General features: G+C 66.0%; 20 protein-coding genes. 4 read left to right on the top strand and 16 right to left on the bottom strand.

Going from position 1 to position 23,416, the window contains the following annotated elements; genetic code table 11:
• Positions 1 to 285 precede the first annotated feature (285 nt).
• The 3 genes from BLIN9172_RS13405 to BLIN9172_RS13395 all read right to left on the bottom strand — a co-directional run bounded on the left by BLIN9172_RS13405 (position 286) and on the right by BLIN9172_RS13395 (position 3,645).
• Complete coding sequence (locus BLIN9172_RS13405) at positions 286 to 1,137, bottom strand: fumarylacetoacetate hydrolase family protein (protein ID WP_101555508.1); 852 nt, start codon at positions 1,135 to 1,137, stop codon at positions 286 to 288.
• Between the two features lie 133 nt (positions 1,138 to 1,270).
• Positions 1,271 to 2,188 carry a universal stress protein gene (locus tag BLIN9172_RS13400; RefSeq protein ID WP_101555507.1) on the bottom strand — a complete coding sequence of 306 codons (918 nt, stop codon included), beginning with the start codon at positions 2,186 to 2,188 and terminating at the stop codon, positions 1,271 to 1,273.
• On the bottom strand, positions 2,185 to 3,645 hold the full coding sequence (locus tag BLIN9172_RS13395) for an APC family permease (RefSeq protein WP_101555506.1): 1,461 nt from the start codon (positions 3,643 to 3,645) through the stop codon (positions 2,185 to 2,187). The genes BLIN9172_RS13400 and BLIN9172_RS13395 overlap by 4 nt, the downstream gene beginning before the upstream one ends.
• 360 nt (positions 3,646 to 4,005) lie before the next feature.
• Between BLIN9172_RS13395 and BLIN9172_RS13390 the strand changes: the two genes are divergently transcribed.
• Both BLIN9172_RS13390 and BLIN9172_RS13385 read left to right on the top strand, forming a co-directional pair.
• Positions 4,006 to 4,416: an ArsR/SmtB family transcription factor gene (locus BLIN9172_RS13390; protein WP_240812153.1), complete on the top strand. Its 411-nt coding sequence runs from the start codon at positions 4,006 to 4,008 to the stop codon at positions 4,414 to 4,416.
• Between the two features lies 1 nt (position 4,417).
• Positions 4,418 to 4,909, top strand: a complete 492-nt coding sequence (locus tag BLIN9172_RS13385; protein ID WP_101555505.1) for an SRPBCC family protein — start codon at positions 4,418 to 4,420, stop codon at positions 4,907 to 4,909.
• 61 nt (positions 4,910 to 4,970) lie between these two features.
• Here the strand turns inward: BLIN9172_RS13385 and BLIN9172_RS13380 are convergent, their stop codons facing one another.
• Positions 4,971 to 5,654 carry a GntR family transcriptional regulator gene (locus BLIN9172_RS13380; protein ID WP_101555504.1) on the bottom strand — a complete coding sequence of 228 codons (684 nt, stop codon included), beginning with the start codon at positions 5,652 to 5,654 and terminating at the stop codon, positions 4,971 to 4,973.
• 2 nt (positions 5,655 to 5,656) lie between these two features.
• Positions 5,657 to 7,462 carry a gamma-glutamyltransferase family protein gene (locus BLIN9172_RS13375; protein ID WP_101555503.1) on the bottom strand — a complete coding sequence of 602 codons (1,806 nt, stop codon included), beginning with the start codon at positions 7,460 to 7,462 and terminating at the stop codon, positions 5,657 to 5,659.
• 203 nt (positions 7,463 to 7,665) lie between these two features.
• On the opposite strand from BLIN9172_RS13375, the gene BLIN9172_RS13370 reads away from it, so the two are divergent.
• Together BLIN9172_RS13370 and BLIN9172_RS13365 are read left to right on the top strand one after the other, a co-directional pair.
• Positions 7,666 to 8,367: a YoaK family protein gene (locus BLIN9172_RS13370; RefSeq protein ID WP_101555502.1), complete on the top strand. Its 702-nt coding sequence runs from the start codon at positions 7,666 to 7,668 to the stop codon at positions 8,365 to 8,367.
• A gap of 63 nt (positions 8,368 to 8,430) precedes the next feature.
• Positions 8,431 to 9,384, top strand: coding sequence for a PCC domain-containing protein (locus tag BLIN9172_RS13365; protein ID WP_101555501.1), 954 nt, complete (start codon positions 8,431 to 8,433; stop codon positions 9,382 to 9,384).
• A 120-nt stretch (positions 9,385 to 9,504) separates the two neighbouring features.
• On the opposite strand, the gene BLIN9172_RS13360 is transcribed toward BLIN9172_RS13365, so the two are convergent.
• The 11 genes from BLIN9172_RS13360 to BLIN9172_RS13315 form a co-directional block, all read right to left on the bottom strand.
• Positions 9,505 to 10,272: an SDR family NAD(P)-dependent oxidoreductase gene (locus tag BLIN9172_RS13360; protein ID WP_101555500.1), complete on the bottom strand. Its 768-nt coding sequence runs from the start codon at positions 10,270 to 10,272 to the stop codon at positions 9,505 to 9,507.
• Positions 10,273 to 10,388: 116 nt separating this feature from the next.
• Positions 10,389 to 11,909, bottom strand: a complete 1,521-nt coding sequence (locus BLIN9172_RS13355) for a TRAP transporter large permease (protein ID WP_101555499.1) — start codon at positions 11,907 to 11,909, stop codon at positions 10,389 to 10,391.
• On the bottom strand, positions 11,906 to 12,460 hold the full coding sequence (locus BLIN9172_RS13350; RefSeq protein ID WP_101555498.1) for a TRAP transporter small permease: 555 nt from the start codon (positions 12,458 to 12,460) through the stop codon (positions 11,906 to 11,908). The genes BLIN9172_RS13355 and BLIN9172_RS13350 overlap by 4 nt, the downstream gene beginning before the upstream one ends.
• Position 12,461: 1 nt before the next feature.
• On the bottom strand, positions 12,462 to 13,502 hold the full coding sequence (locus BLIN9172_RS13345) for a DctP family TRAP transporter solute-binding subunit (protein WP_240812154.1): 1,041 nt from the start codon (positions 13,500 to 13,502) through the stop codon (positions 12,462 to 12,464).
• Between the two features lie 46 nt (positions 13,503 to 13,548).
• Positions 13,549 to 13,683: a hypothetical protein gene (locus tag BLIN9172_RS18615; RefSeq protein WP_257904173.1), complete on the bottom strand. Its 135-nt coding sequence runs from the start codon at positions 13,681 to 13,683 to the stop codon at positions 13,549 to 13,551.
• Positions 13,680 to 14,603, bottom strand: coding sequence for an SDR family NAD(P)-dependent oxidoreductase (locus BLIN9172_RS13340; RefSeq protein WP_205751060.1), 924 nt, complete (start codon positions 14,601 to 14,603; stop codon positions 13,680 to 13,682). The genes BLIN9172_RS18615 and BLIN9172_RS13340 overlap by 4 nt, the downstream gene beginning before the upstream one ends.
• Complete coding sequence (locus tag BLIN9172_RS13335) at positions 14,600 to 16,339, bottom strand: AMP-binding protein (RefSeq protein WP_101555495.1); 1,740 nt, start codon at positions 16,337 to 16,339, stop codon at positions 14,600 to 14,602. Before BLIN9172_RS13335 ends, BLIN9172_RS13340 begins: the two co-directional genes overlap by 4 nt.
• Complete coding sequence (locus BLIN9172_RS13330; protein ID WP_101555494.1) at positions 16,339 to 17,502, bottom strand: thiolase domain-containing protein; 1,164 nt, start codon at positions 17,500 to 17,502, stop codon at positions 16,339 to 16,341. The genes BLIN9172_RS13335 and BLIN9172_RS13330 overlap by 1 nt, the downstream gene beginning before the upstream one ends.
• A 240-nt stretch (positions 17,503 to 17,742) precedes the next feature.
• A complete protein-coding gene (locus tag BLIN9172_RS13325; protein ID WP_101555493.1) occupies positions 17,743 to 20,301 on the bottom strand; it encodes a GcvT family protein in 2,559 nt (852 codons plus the stop codon).
• A gap of 69 nt (positions 20,302 to 20,370) precedes the next feature.
• Entirely contained in the window at positions 20,371 to 21,885 is a 1,515-nt protein-coding gene (locus tag BLIN9172_RS13320) for a flavin reductase family protein (RefSeq protein WP_101555492.1), read from the bottom strand.
• A complete protein-coding gene (locus tag BLIN9172_RS13315) occupies positions 21,882 to 23,102 on the bottom strand; it encodes an aromatic ring-hydroxylating oxygenase subunit alpha (RefSeq protein WP_240812156.1) in 1,221 nt (406 codons plus the stop codon). The genes BLIN9172_RS13320 and BLIN9172_RS13315 overlap by 4 nt, the downstream gene beginning before the upstream one ends.
• Positions 23,103 to 23,416 lie beyond the last annotated feature (314 nt).

The following is a 23,416-nucleotide window of genomic DNA, read 5'->3' as shown; positions in this document are numbered from 1 at the left end:
TTTTGCAACTTTTCTCCAATTCCGTCGTCAGTCGAACTGCGGGTGCCGAAGACTGGCAGACGAGTCGCAGACAGCGATGATCGTCACCGAATGAGCAGTTGAACATGGAATCGAACGATTTCGCAGGCAACGACGACAGCGGTCAGAACGACTTCGGCAATCAGCAGCAGGGCGGCTTCGACGAGAACCGCTGATCTCAGCCCTCACCTGATCCGGCGTCATCGTTGAGGCGCCGATCCGCAAACACAAGCGGCGCACCAAGCATCGGTGCGTCGCTTCGTGCATTCACTCCGTGACGGTCACGACCTGGCGGTGCCGGCCCAACCCCTCGAGCTCGAGTTCGACGACGTCCCCGTCGGCCAGATACGGGTATTTGCCCGACAGCGCGACTCCCTGCGGGGTGCCGGTGAGGATTACGTCTCCCGGCTCGAAGGCCATCGCCTGACTGAGCTGGAAGATGATCTCGCCGACGGAGAAGATGAGGTCACTCGTCGACGAATCCTGGCGAGCTTCGCCGTTCACCCAGCTGCGCAGCCGCAGGTCACCGGGGTCCACCTCGGCGGCGGGGCGGATCCACGGGCCGAGCGGTGTGAACCCGGGCAGATTCTTCCCCTTCGACCACTGACCCCCGGACTCCTCGAGCTGCAGCCGGCGTTCGGACAGATCGTTGCCGAGCACGTACCCGGCGACGTGATTGAGTCCTTCCTCCACCGAGGCGACCCTGAAGGCCCGTGATCCGATGACCACCCCGAGTTCGACCTCCCAATCGGCTTTCGTCGCATCCGGCGGCAGTTCGAGCGGGTCGTTGGGCCCGGCGATGGTCGAGGGCATCTTGAAGAAGATGACGGGCCGCTCGGGAGGTTCGGCTCCGGCTTCACGAGCATGCGCGGCATAGTTCATGCCCACGCACACGATGGCAGAAGGTCTGGTCAGCGGAGCGCCGATGCGCATCTCTTCAGCACCATCGAGCGGATTGAGTTCCCCAGCGTCGAGCGCGCTTCGGACGCGTCCGATGCCGTCGGCGGCGAAGAAGTTCGGGTCGATGTCATCGAACAGTGGACGCAGCTCGAAGCAGACTCCCTCGTGACGGACTGCCGGAATCTCGTGCCCGATCGGTCCCAGTCGCAGCAGTTCCATACGGATCCTCTCTACTAGCTCCAGGCCACAACGTTGTGAGCTGCCGACAGGCTAGCGAGACTGCCAGCGTTGATTTGGAATTGCTCAAGCATTGGACACCCGCGGGCGTCGAAGCGCCCACCGAGTTCGACCGTCACACGGCCTGCTGGCGGATGTAATCGGCCTTCGCACGGCGGGGCACGACGACGATCGGCACCGGAGAGTTCTGCAGAATCCGCATCGCGTGGCTGCCCAGAGACACTCGCTTGAGCGCACCCAGCCCGGAGGATCCGAGCATCATCACTTCCGGATGCTTCCACTCGACAGCCCCGAGAGCCGCGGCCCAATCGGCGCCCGTTCCCACGACGACGTCCGTCTCACCAGGTTTGATGTGCAGCTGCTCGATCAAACACAGGATCTTGTCCGTGTCGCGCTGGACGGTCTTCGTCCACTCGTCGATGACGCGCGACTCCATATCGAAGGGCACGTTCGCCGAGGCGACCACGCGCGAACGCGGTGCGAACGAGGCAATGCGGAAGGCCACGTCCGACTCCGCCGAGACCATCGCCGCACCGAGAATGAGATCCGCCGAGGTGGACGACCCCGAATACGCGGCCGTGATCCGCTCCAGCCGCGCCCCTGCAGGCGCCTGGAACCCGGCCGGAGCCAGGGCCACCGGCAGCCGTGCACTGTGCAGCAGACCGTTCGACACCGACCCGAGCGCGATCTTGCCCGACTTCCCCTCTGCCGACGGGCCGACGACAAGTCGATAGGCATCGGTCTTCTCACACATCTCGAGCAGACCGCGCCGCGACGACTGAGCAGAGTGGAGGACGCATTCGGACTCGATATCGCTGGGAATGAGCGCACGCGCTTCGTCGAGGGCCGCCTCGGCGACGGTGCGGAATCTCTTCTCATACTGGCTCTCGAAGTGCACCGGTGCTATCGGGAACGCGGCGGAATCGACAGCGGTCGCGACGATCCGGCGCCGATAGGTCCGGGCGAGAACGATCCCGAGCTCGATGGCAGCGCTGTTGTCCTGACCTGGGGCAAGACCGACGACAATGCTCATTTGGATCCTCCTGTGGAGTCCGTTCCAGCGGAATCAGGATTGGTGAGCCCCGCCTCGGCGAGCTGTCTGCCGAGGACGGAGGACTTACGGCCGAAGATGAAGTACAAGCCCAGGATAAAGGCGGTCCAGATGACGAAGACGACGATCGTGATGACCTGCAGGCTCGAGATGATCCAGAAGCAGCCGATGATCGAGAGCACCGGCAGGATGGGATAGAACGGGACCTTGAAGCCGCGTTCGAGGTTGGGTTCGCGCACGCGGAGGATGATCACGGCCAGGGACACGACGACGAAGGCGACGAGGGTGCCGATCGAAGTCATCTCGGCGAGGAAGTTCAGCGGGATGAAGCCGGCGAGGACTGCGATGACGACGGTGACGACGATCGTGCCCTTGACCGGGGTGAGCGTGCGGGGATTGACGTCGCGGAAGAGCTTGGGCATCATGCCGTCGCCGGCCATCGTGAACAGGATTCGGGACTGGCCGTAGATGGAGACCAGGGTGACGGAGAAGATCGAGATCACCGCACCGGCGGCGACGATCGTGCCGGGCCACTGCGAGCCGACGATGTTCTCGAGAATGGCCGACAGGCCGGCGGTCTGACCGTCGAATTCCTCCCACGGCTGGGCGGACAGGGCGGCGACGGCGACGAGGACGTAGACGGAGGTGACGATGATGAGTGCGGCGATGAGGGCTCTGGGCATCGTCTTCTTCGGGTTCTTCGTCTCATCGCCGGCGGTGGCGACGGCGTCCATGCCGACGTAGCTGAAGAAGATCAGGCCCGATCCGGCGACGACTCCGGAGATGCCGAAGGGCGCGAAGTCAGCGAAGTTGTTCGAGTCCCAGCCGGTGATGCCGACGCAGACGAAGAAGATGAGGACGCCGACCTTGAGGCAGACCATGATCGCGTTGACGACGATGGACTCGCCGGTGCCGCGGACCAGCAGGAAGCAGCACATCGCGAGCAGCAGGATCGCCGGGAGGTTGACGATGCCGCCTTCCTCGGGCGCGTAGGCCAGGGCGTGCGGAATCTCGAAGCCGAAGAGGTTGAACAGCAGCTGGTTGACGTACTGCGACCAGCCGACCGCGACGGCAGCTCCCGCGACGCCGTATTCGAGGAGGAGGCAGGCGGCCACACCCATCGCCGGCAGCTCCCCGAGGGTCGCATACGCATAGGAATAGGAGGACCCGGACACAGGGACGGAGCCGGCGAGCTCGGCGTAGCAGATGACCGCGAGCCCGGCGACGACACCGGCGATGACGAATGACCAGATCACTGCCGGTCCAGCCACCGGAACGGACTCGGAGAGGATGAAGAAGATGCCGGTGCCGATGGTCGAGCCGACGCCGACCATCGTCAGCGAGAACAGCCCGATGGTGCGCTTGAGGTCGGTCTCGACGTCTTCCTTCTGCCGCAGAACCGGTTTGATCCGGAACAGCTGCTGTCGCAGTGTGGGCATGGTCAACTCCTGACATCATTGTCGGTTCGGTATACCTCGTCGCTTCGACTGCACTTCAGGTTCGCAGCTCCGGCGGCGTCGACAAGGTGAAATCGTGGGCAGGGGCGGTTGGGCCCGCAGACCTGCGGTTTGTGCGGATCATGCTGCTCGCGACTCCCTCCCCGCATTTGCTACCCGACGGCGGCTGAGCAACCTGGCGCGAGGTTGCTCAGCCGCCGTCGGGTAGTCCTGAAGCAAAGCGGACGAGCCATCCGAACTTTATTCAACCAAACAGTTGACTACCATGCGCAGCCAGGTCTACGCTTCTAATCAACCGAAAGGTTGAATATCAGTTTCGACAGCGTTGCACGGGAGGCTCACGTGGCCGATCAATTGTCCAAGGTCTTCGCCGCCCTGGCCGATCCGACGAGACGGGACATGGTGGCCAGGCTCAGCGTCGCCGATGCGACGGTGAACGAACTCGCCGAACCCTATGAGGTGAGCGTGCAGGCCGTATCGAAACATCTCAAGGTGCTCGAGGACTCCGGACTGGTCTCCCGCACCCGTGACGCCCAACGCAGACCGGTCCACCTCGAAGACAATGTGTTCGATCTGATGACGAAATGGATCGAAAGATACAAGCAGCAGGCAGAGGAACGCTACCAGCGCCTCGACACCGTCCTCGAAGCGATGAACGCGGACGAGGCAACGGACGGTTCGGACCCGAGCGCCGCCTCGGCGAAGGGGTCCGATGACAACTCACCCCACAGAAAATCACGCAAAGGAGCATGACATGGCCACCACAGACACCGCAGCCGATTATTCGACTCTCAAGCTCGACGTCCCCGAGGGTGTGCAGACCGTGTCGATCACCCGCGACTTCGCCGCCACGCCGGACAAGGTGTTCCGGGCCCACATCGATCCCGAGCTCTTCGTCAAGTGGTGCGGTCCGGACTCGATCACGAACACGATCCGCGAATGGAATCCGAGAACGGGCGGGAACTGGAGCTACGTCTCGACCGATGATCGCGGCGAGTACGCGTTCTTCGGTTCGTTCCACGAGGTACGGGAGAACGAGCGCATCGTCCAGACCTTCACCTTCGAAGGTTTTCCGGACGCGGTCAACCTCGAGATCCTCACGCTCACCGACCTCGGCGACGGACGGACCAGGCTGACGTCGACCTCGATCTTCGACTCGGTCGAATCCCGCGACGGTATGGTCGCCTCGGGCATGGAGCACGGCATCGTCGAGGGCTACAACAAACTCGACCGCCTCCTCGCCTGATTACTACGTGACGGCGGCTGAGCAACCTGGCGCCAGGTTGCTCAGCCGCCGTCGGGTAGTTCTAGCGGGAAGGATCGAACATCGTGGCGAAGTAGGAACCGCGGCTGCGGCGCACGTGCCGGGCCATGGCCTCGGCGGCCCGGTCGACCTGTCCAGCGTCGATGGCGGCGATGATCTCGCGATGCTCCGGCCACGCCTGCGGCCCCCGGCGCATGAGGTTGAGCGAGTACAGCCACTCGATCTTGCCCGAGATCTGACGCAGCAGGCTGACGAACGACAGACTCCCACTGAGCTCAGCGATCGCGAAATGGAATCGCATGTTCAGCACCGCGAGATCCTCAAATCGCTCCTGATCGATGACGGCGTCACCGGCCTCGAGGATCTCATTGATCTCTGCGCGGATCTCCGACCACCGCACATCGTGCTCGCCGCTGGCACTGAGCCCGGCCGCCCGGCGGGCAGCGCGTTTCGCCGTCGCCGATTCGAGCACGATGCGGATCTCGAACAGGTCCTCGGCATCGTCGGCCGGCGAGGGCGCGACGACCGAACCACTGTACTTCCGCGACTCGACGAGCCCGTCGGCCTCGAGCGCACGCAGCGCCTCCCGGATCGGAATCCGCGAGACCTCGTATCGTTCGGCCAGGGCGACCTCCCGCAGCTTGGCCCCGGGTTCGAGCCTGCCCTTGATGATGTCGGTGCGGATCTGCGCGGCGACATCGTGCTGCCCATCGTGTGCATCAGCCATGGTCACCGGCCCGCTGCATAACCCTGCGCCCCACGCGGATTCGCTCCGGCGCTCAGCCGCCCGGTCGCCGGATCCCCGGTCACGCACGACAGCCGCCCGAGCTCCCACTCCCCCGCCCTGGTCACGTCGTGACCGCGGGCAATGAGTCCGTTGATGACATCCTCGCCGAGGCGGTCCTCGACGACCGCTCCGCCCGGAACCCAGGTGCGCGGCCAGAACGACCCCGCCAACGATGTCGTGTGCAGAGCGGGGGCATCGATGGCCTCCTGCGCGTCGTACCCGCCGACGAGCATGCGCAGGATGAGCAGCAGCTGCCACTGTTCCTGCTGATCACCGCCGGGGGAGCCGAGGGCGAGGACCGGCTGCCCGTCCTTCGAGATCAGCGTCGGCGTCAGTGTCGTGCGCGGCCTCTTCCCCGGCCGCAGAGCCGAGGGGGCCGCCTCGTCGAGCCACATCATCTGCAGCCGGGTGCCGAGGCAGAATCCGAGCCCGGGGACGGTCGGCGAGGATTGCAGCCACCCTCCGGACGGCGTCGCCGAGATCATATTGCCCCACCGGTCGACGACGTCGAGGTGGCAGGTGTCGCCGTTGTTGACGCCGTTCTTCTGCACGGTCGGCTCCCCGATGCCCGCCTTGATGAGTGCTTCCTTGTCCGCGCCTTCGGGAATGAGCGGAGTGGCGAAGGCGGGAGCGGAGCCGTCCCGGCCGGAACCGGGCCGGAATTCGCCGGAGGCCCCCTCGGTGATGAGTTCTCGCCGGTCCGCCGCATAGTCCTCGCTGAGCAGCCAGTCGAGGTCGACGTCGGCATCGCCGTAGTACGTGTCACGGTCAGCCATGGCCAGCTTGAGCGCTTCGAGGATCGTGTGCGCTCCGCTTTCGGTCGACGGGTCGAGGCGCTCATCGTTGAACCCTTCGAGGATCTTCAGCGTCTGCAGAAGCGCCGGACCCTGACCCCAGGCACCGATCTTCGCGATCTCATACCCGCGGAAGTCGATGGTGACGGGATCTTCGAAGCCGGCAGAGAAGCCCGCAATGTCCTCCAGCGTCATCACCCCGGCGTGGTCGCCTCCGGTCGAGTGCCGGTGTGCGGTGGAGATGAAGTCGGCGATCGCCTGCGCGACGAACCCGGACGTCCACTCCTGTCGGGCTGCGCTGATCCGCTCCTCTCGCGAGCCGAGGCCGTTGCCGGCGACGATGAGTCTGCGCAGCACCTCGGCGTAGGCGTGGTTGAACACCAGCTCGCCGGCCTCGGGAGCACGGCTGTCGGGCATCCACTGCGCCGCGGAGCTCTGCCAGTGTTCGGTGAAGAGTTCGCTGACCTTGGCGATCGCCCCGGCAGCGGAAGCGAGGATCGGGTGCCCGTTGTCGGCGTAGTCGATGGCGAAGTCGAGGACGTCGGCGAGGTCCCACGTCCCGTGGTGTTCGAGCAGGTTGAGCCACGAGTCGACGGCTCCGGGAACGGCGGCGGCGAGAGCCCCGGAACCCGGGACCATATCGAGGCCCTCGCTGCGGTAGTGCTCGATCGTCGCCGCGGCCGGAGCCGGTCCTTGGCCCATCATCACCTGCGGGTGGGCAGGCTCTGCGGCGGTGGCGAAGATTCCGGTCATGTCACCGCCGGGCCCGTTGAGGTGGGGTTCGACGACATGAAGGACGAAGGCTCCGGCGACGGCGGCGTCGAAGGCGTTCCCGCCGCGCTCGAGCACCGCCTGCGATGTTGCTGTGGCCAACCAGTGCGTCGATGCCGCCATCCCGAAGTGGCCTTCGAGGGTGGGCCGCGTGGTGAATGCCGGCGGCGGGGTAAAAGTCATGGGCGAAGTCCTTCGGCAGTGGTCAGCTGGTCATCATTCGGCAGGCAAGCCTCGAGCGGTCGATACCGACGATACCCGGACAATCCCGAACTGCCTCTCGATTGCATGCCACCAGTCACCTGATTACAGTTTTGTATACAAACTACACCTTATGGCGACATTCCGGCACTGCCGCCGGCTCCACTCGCCCCGAAAGGACCCTCATGACTCGTCGCCTCGACCTGGCCATGCTGCTGCTGCTGACCTTCTCGACCGGGATGGTCGACGCGATCGGCTACCTCGGCTTCGACAAGGTCTTCACCGGGAACATGACCGGCAACGTCGTCATCCTCGGCATGGGTCTGGCCGGCGCCGACGGCGTCCCCGTCCTCCGTCCCGCCCTCGCACTCGTGTTCTTCATGATCGGCGCGGCACTGTCCGGGCGCGTCCTCGGCGACATCGGCGAGAATTGGCACCATCGGACGACCGTGATCTTCTCGGCCGTCGCCGTCGGCTGTGCCGCATTGTCCGTCTACGTCGCGGTCGTTCCCGACCCCGAGATCGGGCTGGCCGGCACGATCTTCACCTCGGCCCTGTCCGCGCTCATGGGTGCGCAGGCCGCGGCCGCACGGAAGATGAAGATCGCCGACGTCACCACCGTGGTCGTGACCTCGACGATCGTCGGCCTCGCCGCCGACTCGAGCCTGGCCGGCGGTGACAATGTCCGCTGGATCCGCCGGGCACTGGCCGTCGTCCTCATCCTCATCGGCGCTCTGGCCGGTGCCGCCACGCTCATGCTCAATCAGTGGATCGGCATCGCCCTCGTCGCCGTCATGATCGCCGCCGCAGCCGTGATCGGCCACCTCGCTGAGAAGAAGAGACGAACCCGCGCCGAGGCGGCCGCCGCCGTAACCTCGAACGCCTGAGTTCACGTTCCACGACATGGATTCTCGGCGACATCGACGCTGGCCGCCGACGATAATCGAGCCATGAGCAATGGAGCCGAGACGACAGACCTGCCGCAGCCGACCTTCCCACTCAAAGCGCCGGGAACGACGGTCATCCACGCGGGACAGCGACAGAGTCCCCGCATCGTCTCCGTCCCGACCCGCTGCACTGAGCACCTCCTCGAACTGCCGGAGGGCGCGGACCTGTTCAGCGCCCTCGAGCAGTCGCTGACCGATTTCGCCGTTCCCGGCATCATGGCAGAGTTCGTGTCCGGGGACTTCGGACACATCGACTACGTCCACCCCGCCTACGGTCCCGACGCAGAGCACCCGATGTCCTTCACCGAGGCATTCAGCGTCGATGTCCCCACCCGACTGCGTCATGCATCGGCCACCATCGGCGTCCGTGACGGCTCTCCGTTCAGCCACGTCCACGCATCGTGGACCGGTCCCGACAACGAAGCCAGAGGCGGACATCTGCTGCCGGGCACGCTGGCAGGGCCGTCAGGGCTGACCATCCGACTCTTCGCCCTCGACGACGCGCGACTGATCAGCGACGTCGATCCCGAGACCGGGTTCTCCGCGTTCGCGCCGATCCCTGCCGACAGATGCCCGACGGAATCGGTGCGCCCCCTCGGCGAGGCGGTCGAAGACTCGGCCTTCCCCGATGCCGTCGTCTCCCGGATCCGTCCCGGTGAGATCCTCGACGAGGCGGTCCTCGCCGTCTGCCGGACCGCCGGCTTCGACTCCGCCGAGGTGGTCGCGAGTCTCGGCAGTACGACCGGAGCCGTGTTCGCCGATGGCACCGCCCCGTGGCCGGCTGTCGAGTTCACCCATCTGAGCGGCGCCGTGACCGGAGCGCAGAACACAACTCCACAGATCACCCTCTCCGGCGAAGTCGTCGACGTCGCCGGAGAGGTCAGCTTCGGCACCCTCGAATCCGGAGCCAACCCGGTGGCGGTGACCTTCGAACTCTTCGTCCGCCGCACCGACTGACCGCGCACGTCGCCCAACCGGACAGATCCGCCGACGCAACGATCCCCGCACCATCCTGAGAATGCTGCGGGGATCGTCTGCTCGCGACCGACCGCTCCAGCGACCGACAATGTCAGCGACTCACGACATCACGGCCCCTCCGTCGACGCGCAGGATCTGTCCCGTCGTGAATGCAGCACCGTCGGTGGCGAGGTAGGCGACCGCCTCGGCGATCTCATCCGGCTGACCCATGCGGTCGAGCGCCTGACCCGAGGTGTCATAGGTCTGCCCGACGGTGAGCGCGGATTCGACCGGTCCCGGCGCCACCGAATTGCAGCGGATGCCCCGGCGTCCGTACTCCTTGGCCACCCATTTCGTCAGGGCGATGATCCCGCCCTTGCTCGCCGCATACGCCGGACCCGAGCGGGCACCGGCCTCCCCGTCGGAGACCGCTCCCCCGTTGATGCCCGAGATCGACGAGATGTTGATGATCGACCCGCTCCCGGCCTCCCACATGTGCGGGTGGACGGCGGCCTTGATGAAGTTGAACGTCCCACCGAGGTTGGTCTCGATATCACGCTGCCACTGTTCGACGGTGATCTCATCGATGCCGATGCGCGCGGCCGTGCCCGCATTGTTGACGAGGATATCGAGACCCCCGAAGGTCGACACGAACGACCCCACCGCGGCCGTCACCTCGTCGGCGTCGCGGACATCGAGTGAGAACGCCGCGAATCGCTGATCCGGGTACTCCGAAGCCAGCCCGGCCGCGGCCTCCTCCGCACCCTTGAGGTCGACGATCCCGACCGAGGCGCCCCGCCTGGCCAGTGCGGTGGCGATGGCCAGGCCGATGCCCTGCGCGGCACCGGTGACCAGGGCCGTCTTGTTCGTGAGCAGATACGGTTCCATGATTCTCCTTCGACAGAGGTGAGTGAGACGTGAGATTCCCGGCCCGACCGAATGGCCGGGCCCACCAGCCGAGGCCGACTCCCGCAGGCACCGACCCCGACAGCAGGCAGCCCGAACTACCCGACCCCGAGCAGGTCGGGCAGCCAGTTCGAGATCGCCGGGATGTAGGTGATGAGCAGCAGAGCGATGATCGCGCAGATGAGGAACGGCATGATTCCGCGCGCGACCTCCTCGAGTCTGATCTTCCCGATGCCCGCGCCCACATACAGGTTGAGCCCGACCGGCGGGGTGAACAGACCGATGGCGAGGTTGACGGTCATGAACACACCGATCGTCGTCATGTCCACGCCCACGCCGATGAGGATCGGCACGAGGATCGGGACGAACAGGTAGAACGCGCTGATCGCGTCGACGAAGGCCCCGACGATGAGCAAAATGATCGTGATCGCCGCGAGGATGAGGTACTTGTTGTCCGTCACTCCCAGCACCGCCGTCGAGATCCGGTCGGCCACCCCCTCGACGGTGATGACATAGGAGAAGAGGCTGGCCACGCCGACGATGAACATGATGACCGCGGTCGAGACCCCGGACTCGAGGAACACCTTCGGCATGTCCTTCCAGCTCAGCTCCCGGTAGACGAACACCCCGACGACGAGCGCGTACACGGATGCGACGGCTCCCGCCTCGGTGGGGGTGAAGATTCCGCCGTAGATCCCGCCGAGGATGATCACCGGGATGAGCAGCCCGGGAATGGCCTTGACCAGCGCGGACATGAACTCGCCGAACCCGCCGTCGTGATGGTCCGTGACCGTCGGATCGACGGTTCCGACGCCCGATCCGGTGGATCCGGAACTCGCCGAGGCGGCCTTCCCGTTCGTCGTCAGCAGCTGAGTCTTCCCCGCTGCCGCAGAATCGCCTGCCACAGACGCACCCGAACCGCCGTTGCCGGCGGAATCAGAACCCGCCGCAGTCGACGTCGACCCGGCCCCCGCCTCGGCGCCGGTCGTGGCCCTCACCGGCAGACCGGCGAGCTCACGCACCCGCGGGACGAACAGTGCGGCGATGAAGAATGCGAGCGCCATGATGATGCCGGGCACGATGCCGGCGATGAACAGCCGGGAGATCGAGATCTTGCCGAACTCGGCGACGACGACGGCGAAGATGATGAACGCGATCGACGGGGGCACGACGATGCCCATCGACCCGGAGGCCGCGACGAGGGAGACCGCATGCTTCTTCTGGTATCCGTGACGCACGAGCGCGGGGATGAGGATCGCACCGATCGCGGCCACGGTGGCCGGCCCCGATCCGGAGATCGCGGAGAAGAAGAACGCGGAGATGATCGTCACCGCGGCCAGGCCGTGGCGCAGACGTCCGAAGATGAGGAACGCGAGGTCGACGAGCCGCTGTGAGATGCCCGTGTACTGCATGACGATGCCGGCGAGGATGAAGAACGGGATCGCCAGCAGCGTGCCCGAACTCATCGACGGGAACATCACCGAGGGCACGACGTCGAGGACCTGGAAGCCGTCGGTGGTCACGAGCGTGACGACGGCGGACAGGCCGAGGGCGAAGGCGACGGGGATCCCGAGGCCGAGGAAGAGGAAGAAGCTGCCGAAGAGCAGAAGCGCGATCATTTCCGACCTCCCTTGACATCTGACGAGAATTCGGACGAGTCGACGGTCGGGGTCGCCTCACCGGCGAGCCTGTCGACGACCGCCTCGGCGGAGGTGTCCTCACCCAGAGCCGTCCGCAGGGCCTGGATGCTGCGGATGATTCCGAGCAGACCGGCCAACGGGATGGACAGGGTGAACAGCCACTGCGGGATGCCCAGCGACGGGGTCGCCCGGCCGCGCAGACCCTGCGCGATCGTCATCTCCCCACCCCAGATGAGGAGGACGGCGAGGAAGACGACGATGAGTCCGGTGCCGGTGAAGAGCAGTCCGCGGCGGGTCCCTGCCTTCGCATTCTCGACGAGGTAGGTGAACCCGAGATGCGCGCCGAGGCGGATCCCGACGACGGCTCCCATCATCGTGAGCACGACGAGGAGGTTGATGGTGATCTCCTCCGAGAAGGCCAGCGAGGCCTTGAAGATGTAGCGGGAGAGGACGTTGACGAAGGTGACGATCACAATCATCATGAACGAGGCGATGATGACCCAGTCCTCGAAGAATCTGATGACTCTCATCTCACAGTCCTTTCGGGATGAACGCCTGGGCCATGTCCGGTCCCCAGACCTTGCGGTATTCGCTGTAGATCGGACCCAGCTTCGCGCGGAAGGCGTCCTTCTCCTCGTCGCTGAGTTCGTTGACCTCCATACCGGATTCCTTGAGTTTGTCGATGAGCTCGGACTCACCGTCCCGGTTCTTTTTGATCTGGAACGCGTTCGCATCACCGGCCAGTCGGGTCACGAGCTTCTGATCCTCGGGCGTCAGGGAGTCGAAGAGATCCTTGTTGACGCCGAGGATGAGCGGGTCGTAGGAGTAGTTCCACAGCGTCAGGTACGGCTGGACCTCCTGCAGGTTCGCCGAGTAGATGACGTCGATCGGGTTCTCCTGCCCATCGATGGCACCCTGTTGCAGCGCGGTGAAGACCTCGCTGAAGGGCATCGTCGTCGGGTTCGCGCCGATCTGCCGGTAGAGGTCGGTGTACATGCCGAAGCCGGGAATGCGGAACTTCATGCCCCGCATGTCCTCGGGGGTGTGGATGGGCCGGTGCGTGTTCGTCAGCTGCCGCATCCCGGATTCGCCGAAGCCGAGCAGGTGGACTCCGCGTTCGGCGAGGTAGTCCTTGTACACCTGCCCGCCGGCACCGGCGAGCGCCTCCTGTCCGTCCTCGACGGAGTCGAAGACGAAGGGCGCGGTGACGGCGCCGAAGCGCGGGTCGACGCCGGCGTAGATGATCGGCGAGTTGTAGGAGAAGTCCTTCGCACCGTCCATGAGCTGTTCGACCCCGGCGGTGGGTTCGCCGGCGGAGAGTCGTTCGCTCGTGAAGATCTTCATCGTGATCCGGCCGTCGGTCTCGTCCTCGAGGTCCTTCGCCAGCTTCTGTGCCGCGAGGTACCACGTGCTCGTCGAGCCCGTCGTCACCGTCATCTTCCAGCGGTAGCGCTGCTTGCCGTCGTCGGTGGTGCCGAAGTTCGTTCCGCACCCCGCCAGCAGCAGGGCGCACACCATCAGTACGGCGGACCAGACGAGCATCGTCCTCGTCGTCCGTGTTCTCGGCACCATTGCCTCCTTGATTTCCGTTATCTCACTGTCGTTGAGTTCGGCGGGGTCAGGCCCCGACCGCGGTGACGGTGGATTCCCTCGCCGAGGCGGCCGTTCCATTCACACTCGAGTTCCCCGCCGTGTTCGCCGGGTTCTCCGTCACCGAGTCGGCCCGAACCGTGCACACGTCCGTGAGCGTCATCGTTTCGGCATCCCCGCGTAGTGGGTCAGTCCCCCGTCGACGGGGATGAGCGTGGAGTTGATGTAGGTCGATTCGCGTGATGCGAGGAACACCGCGAGGTCGGCGACGTCCTCGGGTCGGCCCATCGTCCCGGTCGGGGATTGGGCGTGACGGGCGGCGAGCATCTCCTCGACCGAGTCGTAGTGGCCCGAGATCGAGCGGTGGATGAGCGGGGTCTCGATGAGGCCCGGGGCGATCGAGTTCGCGCGGATGCCTTCGGAGGCATACTGCGCGCCGACGACCTTCGTCAGCTCGATGAGCCCGGCCTTCGAGGCCGCATACGCCGGATAGTCATAGCCCATATACCGCATCCCGCCGACCGAGGACACCGTGATGATCGACCCGTGCCCGGCCGTGCGCATATGCGGCAGGGCATGCTTGATCGCCGAGAACGCCCCGGTGAGGTTGATGTCGAGGACACGGCGGAAGCCGTCGGTGGCGAGGTCGTCGACTCCTCCGTTGACGACGATTCCGACGTTGTAATGGAGCACGGTCGGCCCGCCGAGACGGTCGGCGCAATGGGCGAACGCCGCCGCCAGCGAGTCCTCGTCGCCGACATCGGCGACGACCGTGGTCAGTTGAGCGTCGAGATCAACCTGGGCATCGAAAGCGGCCCCACCGAGGTGGCCCCGCCCGGCCGTGACCGCACCGTTCGAGTCGGCCCGGGCGGCCGCCTCGGCGAGGGCCCGGGTCGCTTCGTCAAGCGCACCTGGGTCACGGTCGACGATGCAGACCTTCGCCCCCTCGCGAAGGAATCCGATAGCCGCAGCGAAGCCGTTGTTCACCTCCCCGTCCGGAGTGCCGCAGCCGATGGCCATGATCGTCGTGCCGACTAACCTACCTGCCGGCCCTGACACGGCTGCCGTGTCTGTTGTGCTCATCGTGCGCTGCCCCGTCCCTGTGAGTATTCGGCCTTGAGTTCCTTGCGCGCGAGTTTGCCGTAGGCCGTCACCGGCATCTGCTCGACGATGTGAATCTCCTTGGGCACCTTGTACGCGGCGAGCCCCGATTTGCACAGCGCGGTCAGCCGCTCGGACAAGTCGGCGACGCTGCTCGTATTCGCGGCACCGGCCCGGTCGCCGCCGTGACCAGCATCGGCACCTGCCGGCACCGTCGCGCGTTCGATGACGGCCACGCCGATCTCGCCCCACTGCGCATCGGGCACGCCGACGACGACGGCCTGGGCCACCTCGGTGTCGGTGAGGAGGAGTTCCTCGATCTCGCGGGGGTAGACGTTCGATCCGCCGGAGATGTACATATCGGATTTGCGGCCGGTGAGGAACAGGTATCCGCGGTCGTCGAGGTAGCCGACGTCGCCGGTGTGGAAGAGTCCGCCGGCGAAGGATTCGGCGTTGGCATCGGGGCGACCGAGGTAGCCGGCGCACACGGTCGGTCCGGCCACGCAGACCTCGCCCTGGACACCGGCGGGCAGCTGCGTGCCGGTCTCGTCGACGATGGCGATCTCGACTCCGGTGCGGGCGCGGCCGCAGGTGCCGATGCCGGCGTCGTCGACGGGGATGACTCCGTGGTCCTCGGGCCGGAGGATCGTGATCGCACCGGTCACCTCGGCGAGGCCGAAGTACTGGACGAGGCAGGGTCCGAGCCGCTCGAGCGCCCGGGCCTGGTCGGTCGCGAGCATCGGGGCACCGGCGTAGATCACGCGCTCGAGGGTGTGGTCCTCGGGTCCGCGGCCGTCGGGAAAGCCGGCGACGATGCGGTTGAGGATGGTCGGGACGGTGAAGGCGTTCGTGATCCCGTAGGCATCGATGGCCGGCCACAGGGACTCCACGCTGGGCTTGCCACCGGGGTGGATGACCGACGGGGTGCCGCCGAAGACCTGTCCGAGCATGTGGATGCCCGCCCCGTGCGACAGCGGCGCGAGCACAAGGGAGGCTCCCGTCTCGTCCTCGTTGGGAAAGAGGTCGCAGCGGTGGTTCATGAGCACCGCGCCGAGGTGGCGGTGCGTGAACGTCGCGGCCTTGGGTCGGCCGGTCGACCCGGAGGTGAAGAAGTACCAGCAGGGGTCGTCCTCGTCGACTGCCGAGTCGACGGCTTCGGCATCACTCACCTCCGCCGAGAGCACACCTTCACGCCGAGACGACTCTTCGTAAAGGATGCTGTCGACGTCAAGTCGTGCGCTCGGCGAGGTGCCGCCGGTAGGCAGTTCTCCGATCCAGAGGACGGGGCCGGTGAAGCCCGTGTCCTTCAGTGCCGTGACGAAGTCGGAGTGGGCGCGGTCGGCGATGACGGCCGCAGGGGCCACCTCGGCGCTGATGCCGAGCAGCTCCTCGGTCGACAGGGCTGCGTTCGGTGGGGCGATCACCCCGCCGGAGCGCAGAATCCCCCAGAACGACTGGATCACCTCGGCGTGGTTGGCCGAGACGAGGAGGACGGTGTCGCGACGATCCACGCCACCGGCTTGGAGGGCGGCGGCGAGCGCCTCGGCGCGGGCGTCGAGTTCGGCCCAGGTCCACCGCTGCCCGTGATCGTCGTCGACGACGGCGAGGCGGTCGGGCAGACGCCGGGCGGTCTGGGTGAGGAAGTGGGAGACGTTGACCCCGCGCCGAGGTGTAGGAGTGAAGTCCTTGGCCGGGGAGGTCTGGGAGACGGCGCGCATCAGCGGACGCGCTCGAGGATCGAGGCGAAGTTCGACACGGCGGCACCGCCCATGTTGAAGACTCCGGCGAGTTCCGGGGACTCGATCTGGATGCCGGGCGACCGACCGGTCAGCTGAGCGGCGGCCAGGGCGTGCATGGACACACCGGTCGCGCCGATGGGGTGGCCCTTGGCCTTGAGCCCGCCGGAGGGGTTGACGGGCAGGCGGCCGCCGACCTCGGTGGCGCCCTCGTCGAGCAGGGTGTGGCCCTGACCGGGGGCGGCGAGGCCGAAGGCTTCGTATTCGAGGAGTTCGGCGATGGTGAAGCAGTCGTGGGTCTCGAGGAAGTCGAGGTCGTCGATGCCGATGCCGGCGGCCGTGAGCGCCTGGTCCATGGCCGCGCGGGCGCCTGCCATCTCGAGCGGGTCGCGCTGGGACAGCGGCAGGACGTCGTTGGCGTTGCCCATGCCCCTCCACGTCACGGCCTGCGGCGCGGAGGCGGCGACATCCTCGGCGGCCAGGACCAGCGCCGCGGCTCCGTCGGAGACCATCGAGCAGTCGGTGCGGCGCAGGGGTTCGGCGACGTACGGGTTCTTCTCGCTCACGGTGTTGCAGAAGTCGAAGCCGAGGTCCTTCTGCATATGCGCCAGCGGATTCTGCCATCCGTTCGCGTGGTTCTTCGCGGCGATCCTCGCCAGTGTCTCCGAGTGGTCGCCATAGCGGGCGAAGTACTGGCGGGTGATCTCGCCGAAGACTCCGGCGAAGGATTTGAAGTGCTCTTCCTCTTCCCGGAAGCTGGCGCTGAGCAGCACCTCATTGACGTCGTGGCCGGAGGACTGAGTCATGCGTTCGGCACCGATGACCAGGGCTGTCTTGTGGCGGCCGGCGGCGATGGAGTCGTGGGCGGCGAAGATCGCGGCAGATCCCGTGGCGCAGGCGTTCTCGTGCCGGTGGGCGGGTGTGCGGGCGAGTTCGGGGAACACGGTGCCCGGCAGGGCGGCTTCGAAGCCTTGGCGGGAGAGTCCGTTGTTGAAGACGCCGACGTGGATGACGTCGATGTCGGCGGGTTCCAGTCCCGCCTCGGCGATGGCGTCGCGGGCGACGTCGGCCATCATCTGGGGCAGCGGTGATTCGGACCGGCCGAACTTGCCGTGGGACCAGCCGATGATCGCAGGTGAGGACATGGACACTCCTTCGGGTACCGGGCTCTGCGGAACGAGCACTGTCCTCACATACTTTCCCGGTCCCATCAGTTGGTCAAAGAAAATCCACCATATGGAACTTTCGTGTCGGCCTTCTCCACTCCACCACAGGCCCAGCCGCCGAAAAACGGGCGGAGCGTCGAGAAACGGGCGCGCACACCCGTTTCTCGACGCTCCATGCGTTTTTCGATGAACTTCGGCAGGGACTCACCGCCCCCGACCTCATCCCTTGAGGCGCGTCATCTCCGGGTCGAAGAGCGGCTCGGCGGTGACTGTGGCCGGCAGTCGTCGCCCGAGGTATTCGATCTCCACGGCGTCACCGACCGACAGAGTGTTCGGCAGCCAGGCGTAGGCGATCGACTTCCCGATGGAGTATCCATACGCCGCCGAGGTGACGTAGCCGTCCGCGACACCCGAACCGACCGATCCGTCCGACTTCGCCGAGGCGGCCCCGTCCTCCGCGCCACCCGAGCCGCCGACCACGTACACCGGCTCTTTGCCGAGCACGACGTCAGAGGGCACATCGAGGGTCAGACAGGTCAGCTTCGTCGTCGCCTCCGCCGCCCTCGACTCCAGCGCGGCCTTGCCGGTGAAGTCGTCGGTCTTCGAGGCTTTCACGGCGAATCCGAGTCCGGCCTGAACCGGTTCGTGTTCGCTGGTCATATCTGTGCCGAAGGACCTGAACCCCTTCTCCAGCCGCATTGAGTTGAAGGCTTCGCGGCCTCCGGCGATGATGCCGAATTCCTCACCGGCTTCCCACAGCACGTCCCACAGTCGCGACCCAAGATCCGCCGAGGTGTAGATCTCCCAGCCGAGTTCGCCGACGTAGGACAGGCGCATCGCCGTGACCGGCACTCCCCCGAGCACCGCGGGCTTCGTACGGAAGTATTTGAGTCCGGCGTCGCTGAAGTCCTCATCGGTGACCTTGGCGATGACATCCCGGGCCAGCGGGCCCCAGAGACCAATACAGCAGGTGCCCGGAGTCGTCTCGCGCACGGTGCCCCACTTCGACGGGTCGGCGGCCGACTGATGCTTGGCCGCCCGCGAGATGGCCGCGAGGTCGATGTTCGAGTTCGCTCCCACCTGGTAGGTCTCCTCATCGAGGATCGCGACCGTGATGTCGCTCGTGATGCCTCCGGCCTCATCGAGCAGCAGCGTATAGCTGACCGCTCCGGGCTTGCGCAGCATCGACGAGGTGGTCATCCCGTGCAGCAGCTCGCCGGCACCGGGGCCGGTGACCTCGAAGCGTTTGAGCTGGGTCATGTCGAACATCGCCACCGAGGTGCGGGTCTTCCACGCTTCGGCCGCCGCGATAGGCGAGTGGAACTGATCCGCCCAGGCGTCGCGTTCCGGTGCCGCCCACTCGGGCGGCATCTCCGACAGCAGTGCGGCGTTCGCGTCGAACCAGTGCGGACGCTCCCAGCCGGAGGTTTCGAGGAAGAACGCACCGAGTTCCTCCTGTTGCCGCCGGAACGGGCTCGACCGCAGGTCACGCGGGGAGACTCGCGGCTGCAGCGGGTGGATGATGTCGTAGATCTCGACGAAGTTCTGCTGCGAGGTCTCGCTGACGTAGTCCGGAGTCGTCTGCACGTCCTCGAACCGGTTGAGATCGATGCCGGACAGGTCGGTCTTCGACCGGCCTTCGGCGATGAGCTCAGCCACGGCGCGGGCGATACCGGCGCCATGGGTCACCCACACCGCCTCGGCGACGAAGAATCCGTCGACCTGACGGGACTGTCCGACCAGCGACCCGCCGTCCGGGGTGAACGAGAAGATTCCGTTGAACCCGCGCTGGATCTGCGTCTGTGCGAGTTCGGGCAGCAGAGTCTTCGTCGCCTCCCACTCGGGGGCGAAGTCGTCCGGGGTGAACTCGAGGCTCGAGGGCATCCGTTCGCTCGTGATCTCGTCCGGCGAGTAGGTCTGCAGGGTGTCGAGGTCGACGGGCATCGGGCGGTGGGCGTAGGAGCCGATGCCGATCCGCTCACCCCATTCGCGGTAGTACAGGTCCTTGTCCTGGTAGCGCAGGATGGGGCGCTTCGCCCCGGCGGGCAGTTCGTTCGCACCCACCAAAGAGGGCACCTCGGTGGTCCAGGCGAACTGGTGGCCCAGCGGCAGCAGCGGAATCGGGGTGCCGACCATCTCACCGATCTTCGGTCCCCAGAACCCGGCGCAGGAGACGACGATATCGGCCGGTATCCGGTCATCGCCGCAGATCACAGCGCTGACCCGCCCGCCTGTCGTCTCGATGTCGGTCACGGTGGTCCGGTCGCGGAATTCGACTCCAGCGGCACGGGCACGGTCGATGACGAGCTGAGTTCCCTTCGCCGCCAATGCAAGCCCGTCACCCGGGGTGAGCAGTCCGCCATGGACCATGTCCCGGTTGAGCATGGGGAAGAGCTTCGCGCACTCTTCGGCGTCGATGACGTCGGCTTCGACGCCGTAGGAGCGGTTCCATCCGGCTCGACGGTGCAGGTCCTGCAGCCGATCCTCGGTGGTGGCGATCTCGAGGCCTCCGACGGGCAGGAACGATCCGCGCCCGTCGGCGTCCTTGAGCGAGGTGAGTTTCTCGATCGTGTACTGCGCGAACTCGGTCATCGACTTCGACCCGTTCGAGGAGAAGACGAGTCCCGGGGCGTGGGAGGTCGAGCCGCCCGGGATGGTCAGCGGGCCCTGTTCGATGACGAGGGTGTTGGTCCAGCCCAGCTGCGCGAGTTCGTCGGCGAGGTTGGCGCCGACGATGCCGGCTCCGATGATGACGACTCGTGGTGATGTCTTCGGCACTGAGTACTCCTTGTTGTTGACGGTGGTAGAGGCTGATGTCGCAGCCGATGTCCGACAGGTGCTCGTGATTCAGGCGTCGATGACGAGGTCGGTCTTCGCCGTCGAGCAGCACGGCAGGAACTTGCCAGCGTCGATCTCGCGGGCGCGGATTCCGCCCAGATGATTCATCTCGACGTCCCCGTCGAGCTTGACGACCTTGCAGGATCCGCACATGCCCTCCTGACAGTTCGCGGGGATTTTCACCCCCGCCTTCCGCGCGGCCAGCAGGACCGTTTCGTCCTCCCCGACGCAGACGTTGAGGCCGGTGCGCACGAACGACATCGTGTGCTCACCCTCACCCACAGTAGGCAGTGCGGCCGGGTCGACGACCTCCGTTTCGTCATCGTCGGACGATCCCGTCGCCGAGGCGGCCGTCCCGCTCCCGGCCGAACCCGCAGACCCAGCGTCGGACGCGGACTCGGGACCCGCCTCGGCGAGGTTGTCGTCGGTGACGCCGACGACCTCGATCTCGACCTCGTCCTCGACGGGCACGACCGCCTCTGCGTCGACCGCTTCGGTCGGTACGCCGACGGCCTCGACGGGACCATCGGCGTCGTACTCGGGTTCGTACAGATCCAGAGCGGCGGGCTGAGACTCGAAGTACTCCTCGATCGTCGCCGCGATCTCCTCGGCGATCTCGCCGGCGATGGCGACTTCTTCGGCGTATTCGGCGCGGATCTCGCGGTCGCCGGAGAAGAACTCCATGAACACCGAGGTGTCGTCGACACCGACGCTGCGCAGCAGTTCGGTCGCGGAATTGAGGTAGCCCTCCGGGCCGCAGGCGAAGACCTGCCGACCGTTGGCATCGGGGACGAGCTCCTCGAGCAGCTCCTGCGACAGCCGACCCGTTCGCCCCGTCCACTCCTCACCGCACTCGCGATCGCCGAGGCAGTAAATGACCTTGATCCTGAAGTCCGCCTTGGCGAGGAAGTCGAGTTCATCGGAGAAGGCGAAGGAGTCGGGGGCCGAACCGTGGTAGAGGAGGACGACGTCGGCCTGCCCGGGCAGGGCATGGACGGTCCGGATCATCGACATCAGCGGGGTGATCCCGGCCCCGGCCGCGAGCAGCAGGAACCGCGCCCGACGGTCATAGTCGGCCAAGTGGAAGGCCCCGACAGGGCCGAGCATGTCGAGGGTCGTTCCGGGTCGGATGTTCTCGTGTGCCCACGGAGACACCCGACCCTTCTCGTCGCATTTGATCGTGATCGAGAACGTCCACGGTTCGGTCGGAGCCGACGAGATCGAATAGCTGCGGGAGGCCGGTTCGGCGCCCGGACCGTCGACGGGGAAGTCGATGTTGATGTACTGCCCGGAGCGGAACGCCAGGGGCGCACCGTCCATGCGACGGAAGACGAAGACCATCATGCCACCCGCCTCGGGGATGGTCTCCACACATTCGGCGGTGAACTCCTGCGGGTGCCAGGGGCCCAGCGCGGTGGCGGCCCCGGCCGGGCCCGCGGTACTCGACAGCACCCGGTTCCACGGCATCTCCAGGCCCCGAACCCGCTGGGCGAGCGGTGTCGCCGGCACAGCGGAGGACCTCATCCGATGTGCTCCCGCATCCGAGTGACGTACCAGTTGATGAAGGCCTCGACCTGGTATTCGCTCTTCATGTACGGGCCCTGCTCGTAGAACGGGCTCGCCGCTCCCTGCTGGCAGAGTTCGACGAAAGCCTTGTCCTGCAGGTTCGTCTGCTTCCACGTGTGCGTCAGGGTCTCAAGGTCGTAGTCGACGCCTTCGACGGCGTCATCGGCGACGAGCCAGGTGGTGCGCACGAGCGTTTTGGAGGCACTGATCGGGAACGCCGCGAAGGTGATGACATGATCGCCGAGGAGGTGGAACCAGGAGTTCGGCTGCAGGTGCATCGAGCACCGTCCGAGCCGGAAGTCGGGCAGGTCGCCGAGCAGCTTCTTCGACAGCCGACGCCCGTCTGCGGAGAAGGACTCCCCCGCCCCGTCGAGCGATTCGCGGGAGATGCGGATCCCGCCGACGCGCGTGTCGAGCTCTTCGACGACCTCATAGGGCAGGCCGTAGCGGCGGCAGCGGTATTCGAGGGAGGCCTGCGCCTGCTGGTTGCGGTCCCAGACGTCTTCGAGGTGCGGCGGGATCGTCTCGTCGGTCAGCCCCCAGGTCGGGAACAGCGAGCACGCGAGCTCCGGGTGGCCGTCGCAGTGGTAGCACTCGCGGTTGTTCTCCATCACGAGCTTCCAGTTGCCCTCTTCGACGATGTTCTGCTGAAAGGCGACCTTCGTCTTCCCCAGCTCGTGCGGGCCGATATAGGGTTCGAAGATCTTCGCGGTCTCGTGGAAGTCCGTCGGCGGTTCCTCGGCCAGGCAGATGAACACGAGCCCGGCGGCGATCTTGCCGTGCGCGCGCTTGAGCGCGTAGCAGGACTTGTCGAACGTCATCTCGCCCGGCGCCGAGGCGTGGATGAGGTCGCCCTCGGGAGAGTACGTCCACGAGTGGTAGCCGCAGACGAGGTTGCCCGTCGTTCCCTGCGGATCGGTGAGGACTCGTGCCCCGCGGTGCCGGCAGACGTTGTGGAGGACGTTGAGGCCGCCGTCGTCGCCTCGCAGGACGATGAGGGAGTACGGACCGTAGTCGAGCGTGACATAGTCACCCGGCTCGGGGATCTCGGCGACGCTGCACGCGAAGACCCAATGCTGACCGAAGATGGCCTGCATGTCGAGGTTGAACAGGTTCGGGTCCGTGTAGAACGGTGCCTCGAGCGAGAAGCCGGTCCGACGAGTGTCGAGGCGGATGCGGGTCTCGTCGAGCTTCTCCTCGGTGAAGCCGGCAGGGAAGCCCTTCTTCGTCGGTGCCAGGTTGGTCGCGGTCAATTCTCATCTCCCTTGATGTCTGCCTGCAGCGGCCCCCCGGTGGAACGGGCGAATTCCTCGGCAGAGACCGCGGAAACCGTGTGCTGCCGGAACGATCTCGACAGTCACACTAGTGTCCTGCGCCGGTAGTTCGTTGCATTAGTCGTGAGAGAGATTCCAGTATCTCTTCCGCGGTTTTCGTCCACACGAATGGTTGCGGGTCCTCGTTCCACGCCTTAACCCACTCGCGAAGGTCT

The sequence above is a fragment of the Brevibacterium linens ATCC 9172 genome, from assembly GCF_900169165.1.
In the GTDB taxonomy this organism is placed as follows: Bacteria; Actinomycetota; Actinomycetes; order Actinomycetales; family Brevibacteriaceae; genus Brevibacterium; species Brevibacterium linens.
This window is presented reverse-complemented; position numbering and strand designations above follow the sequence as displayed.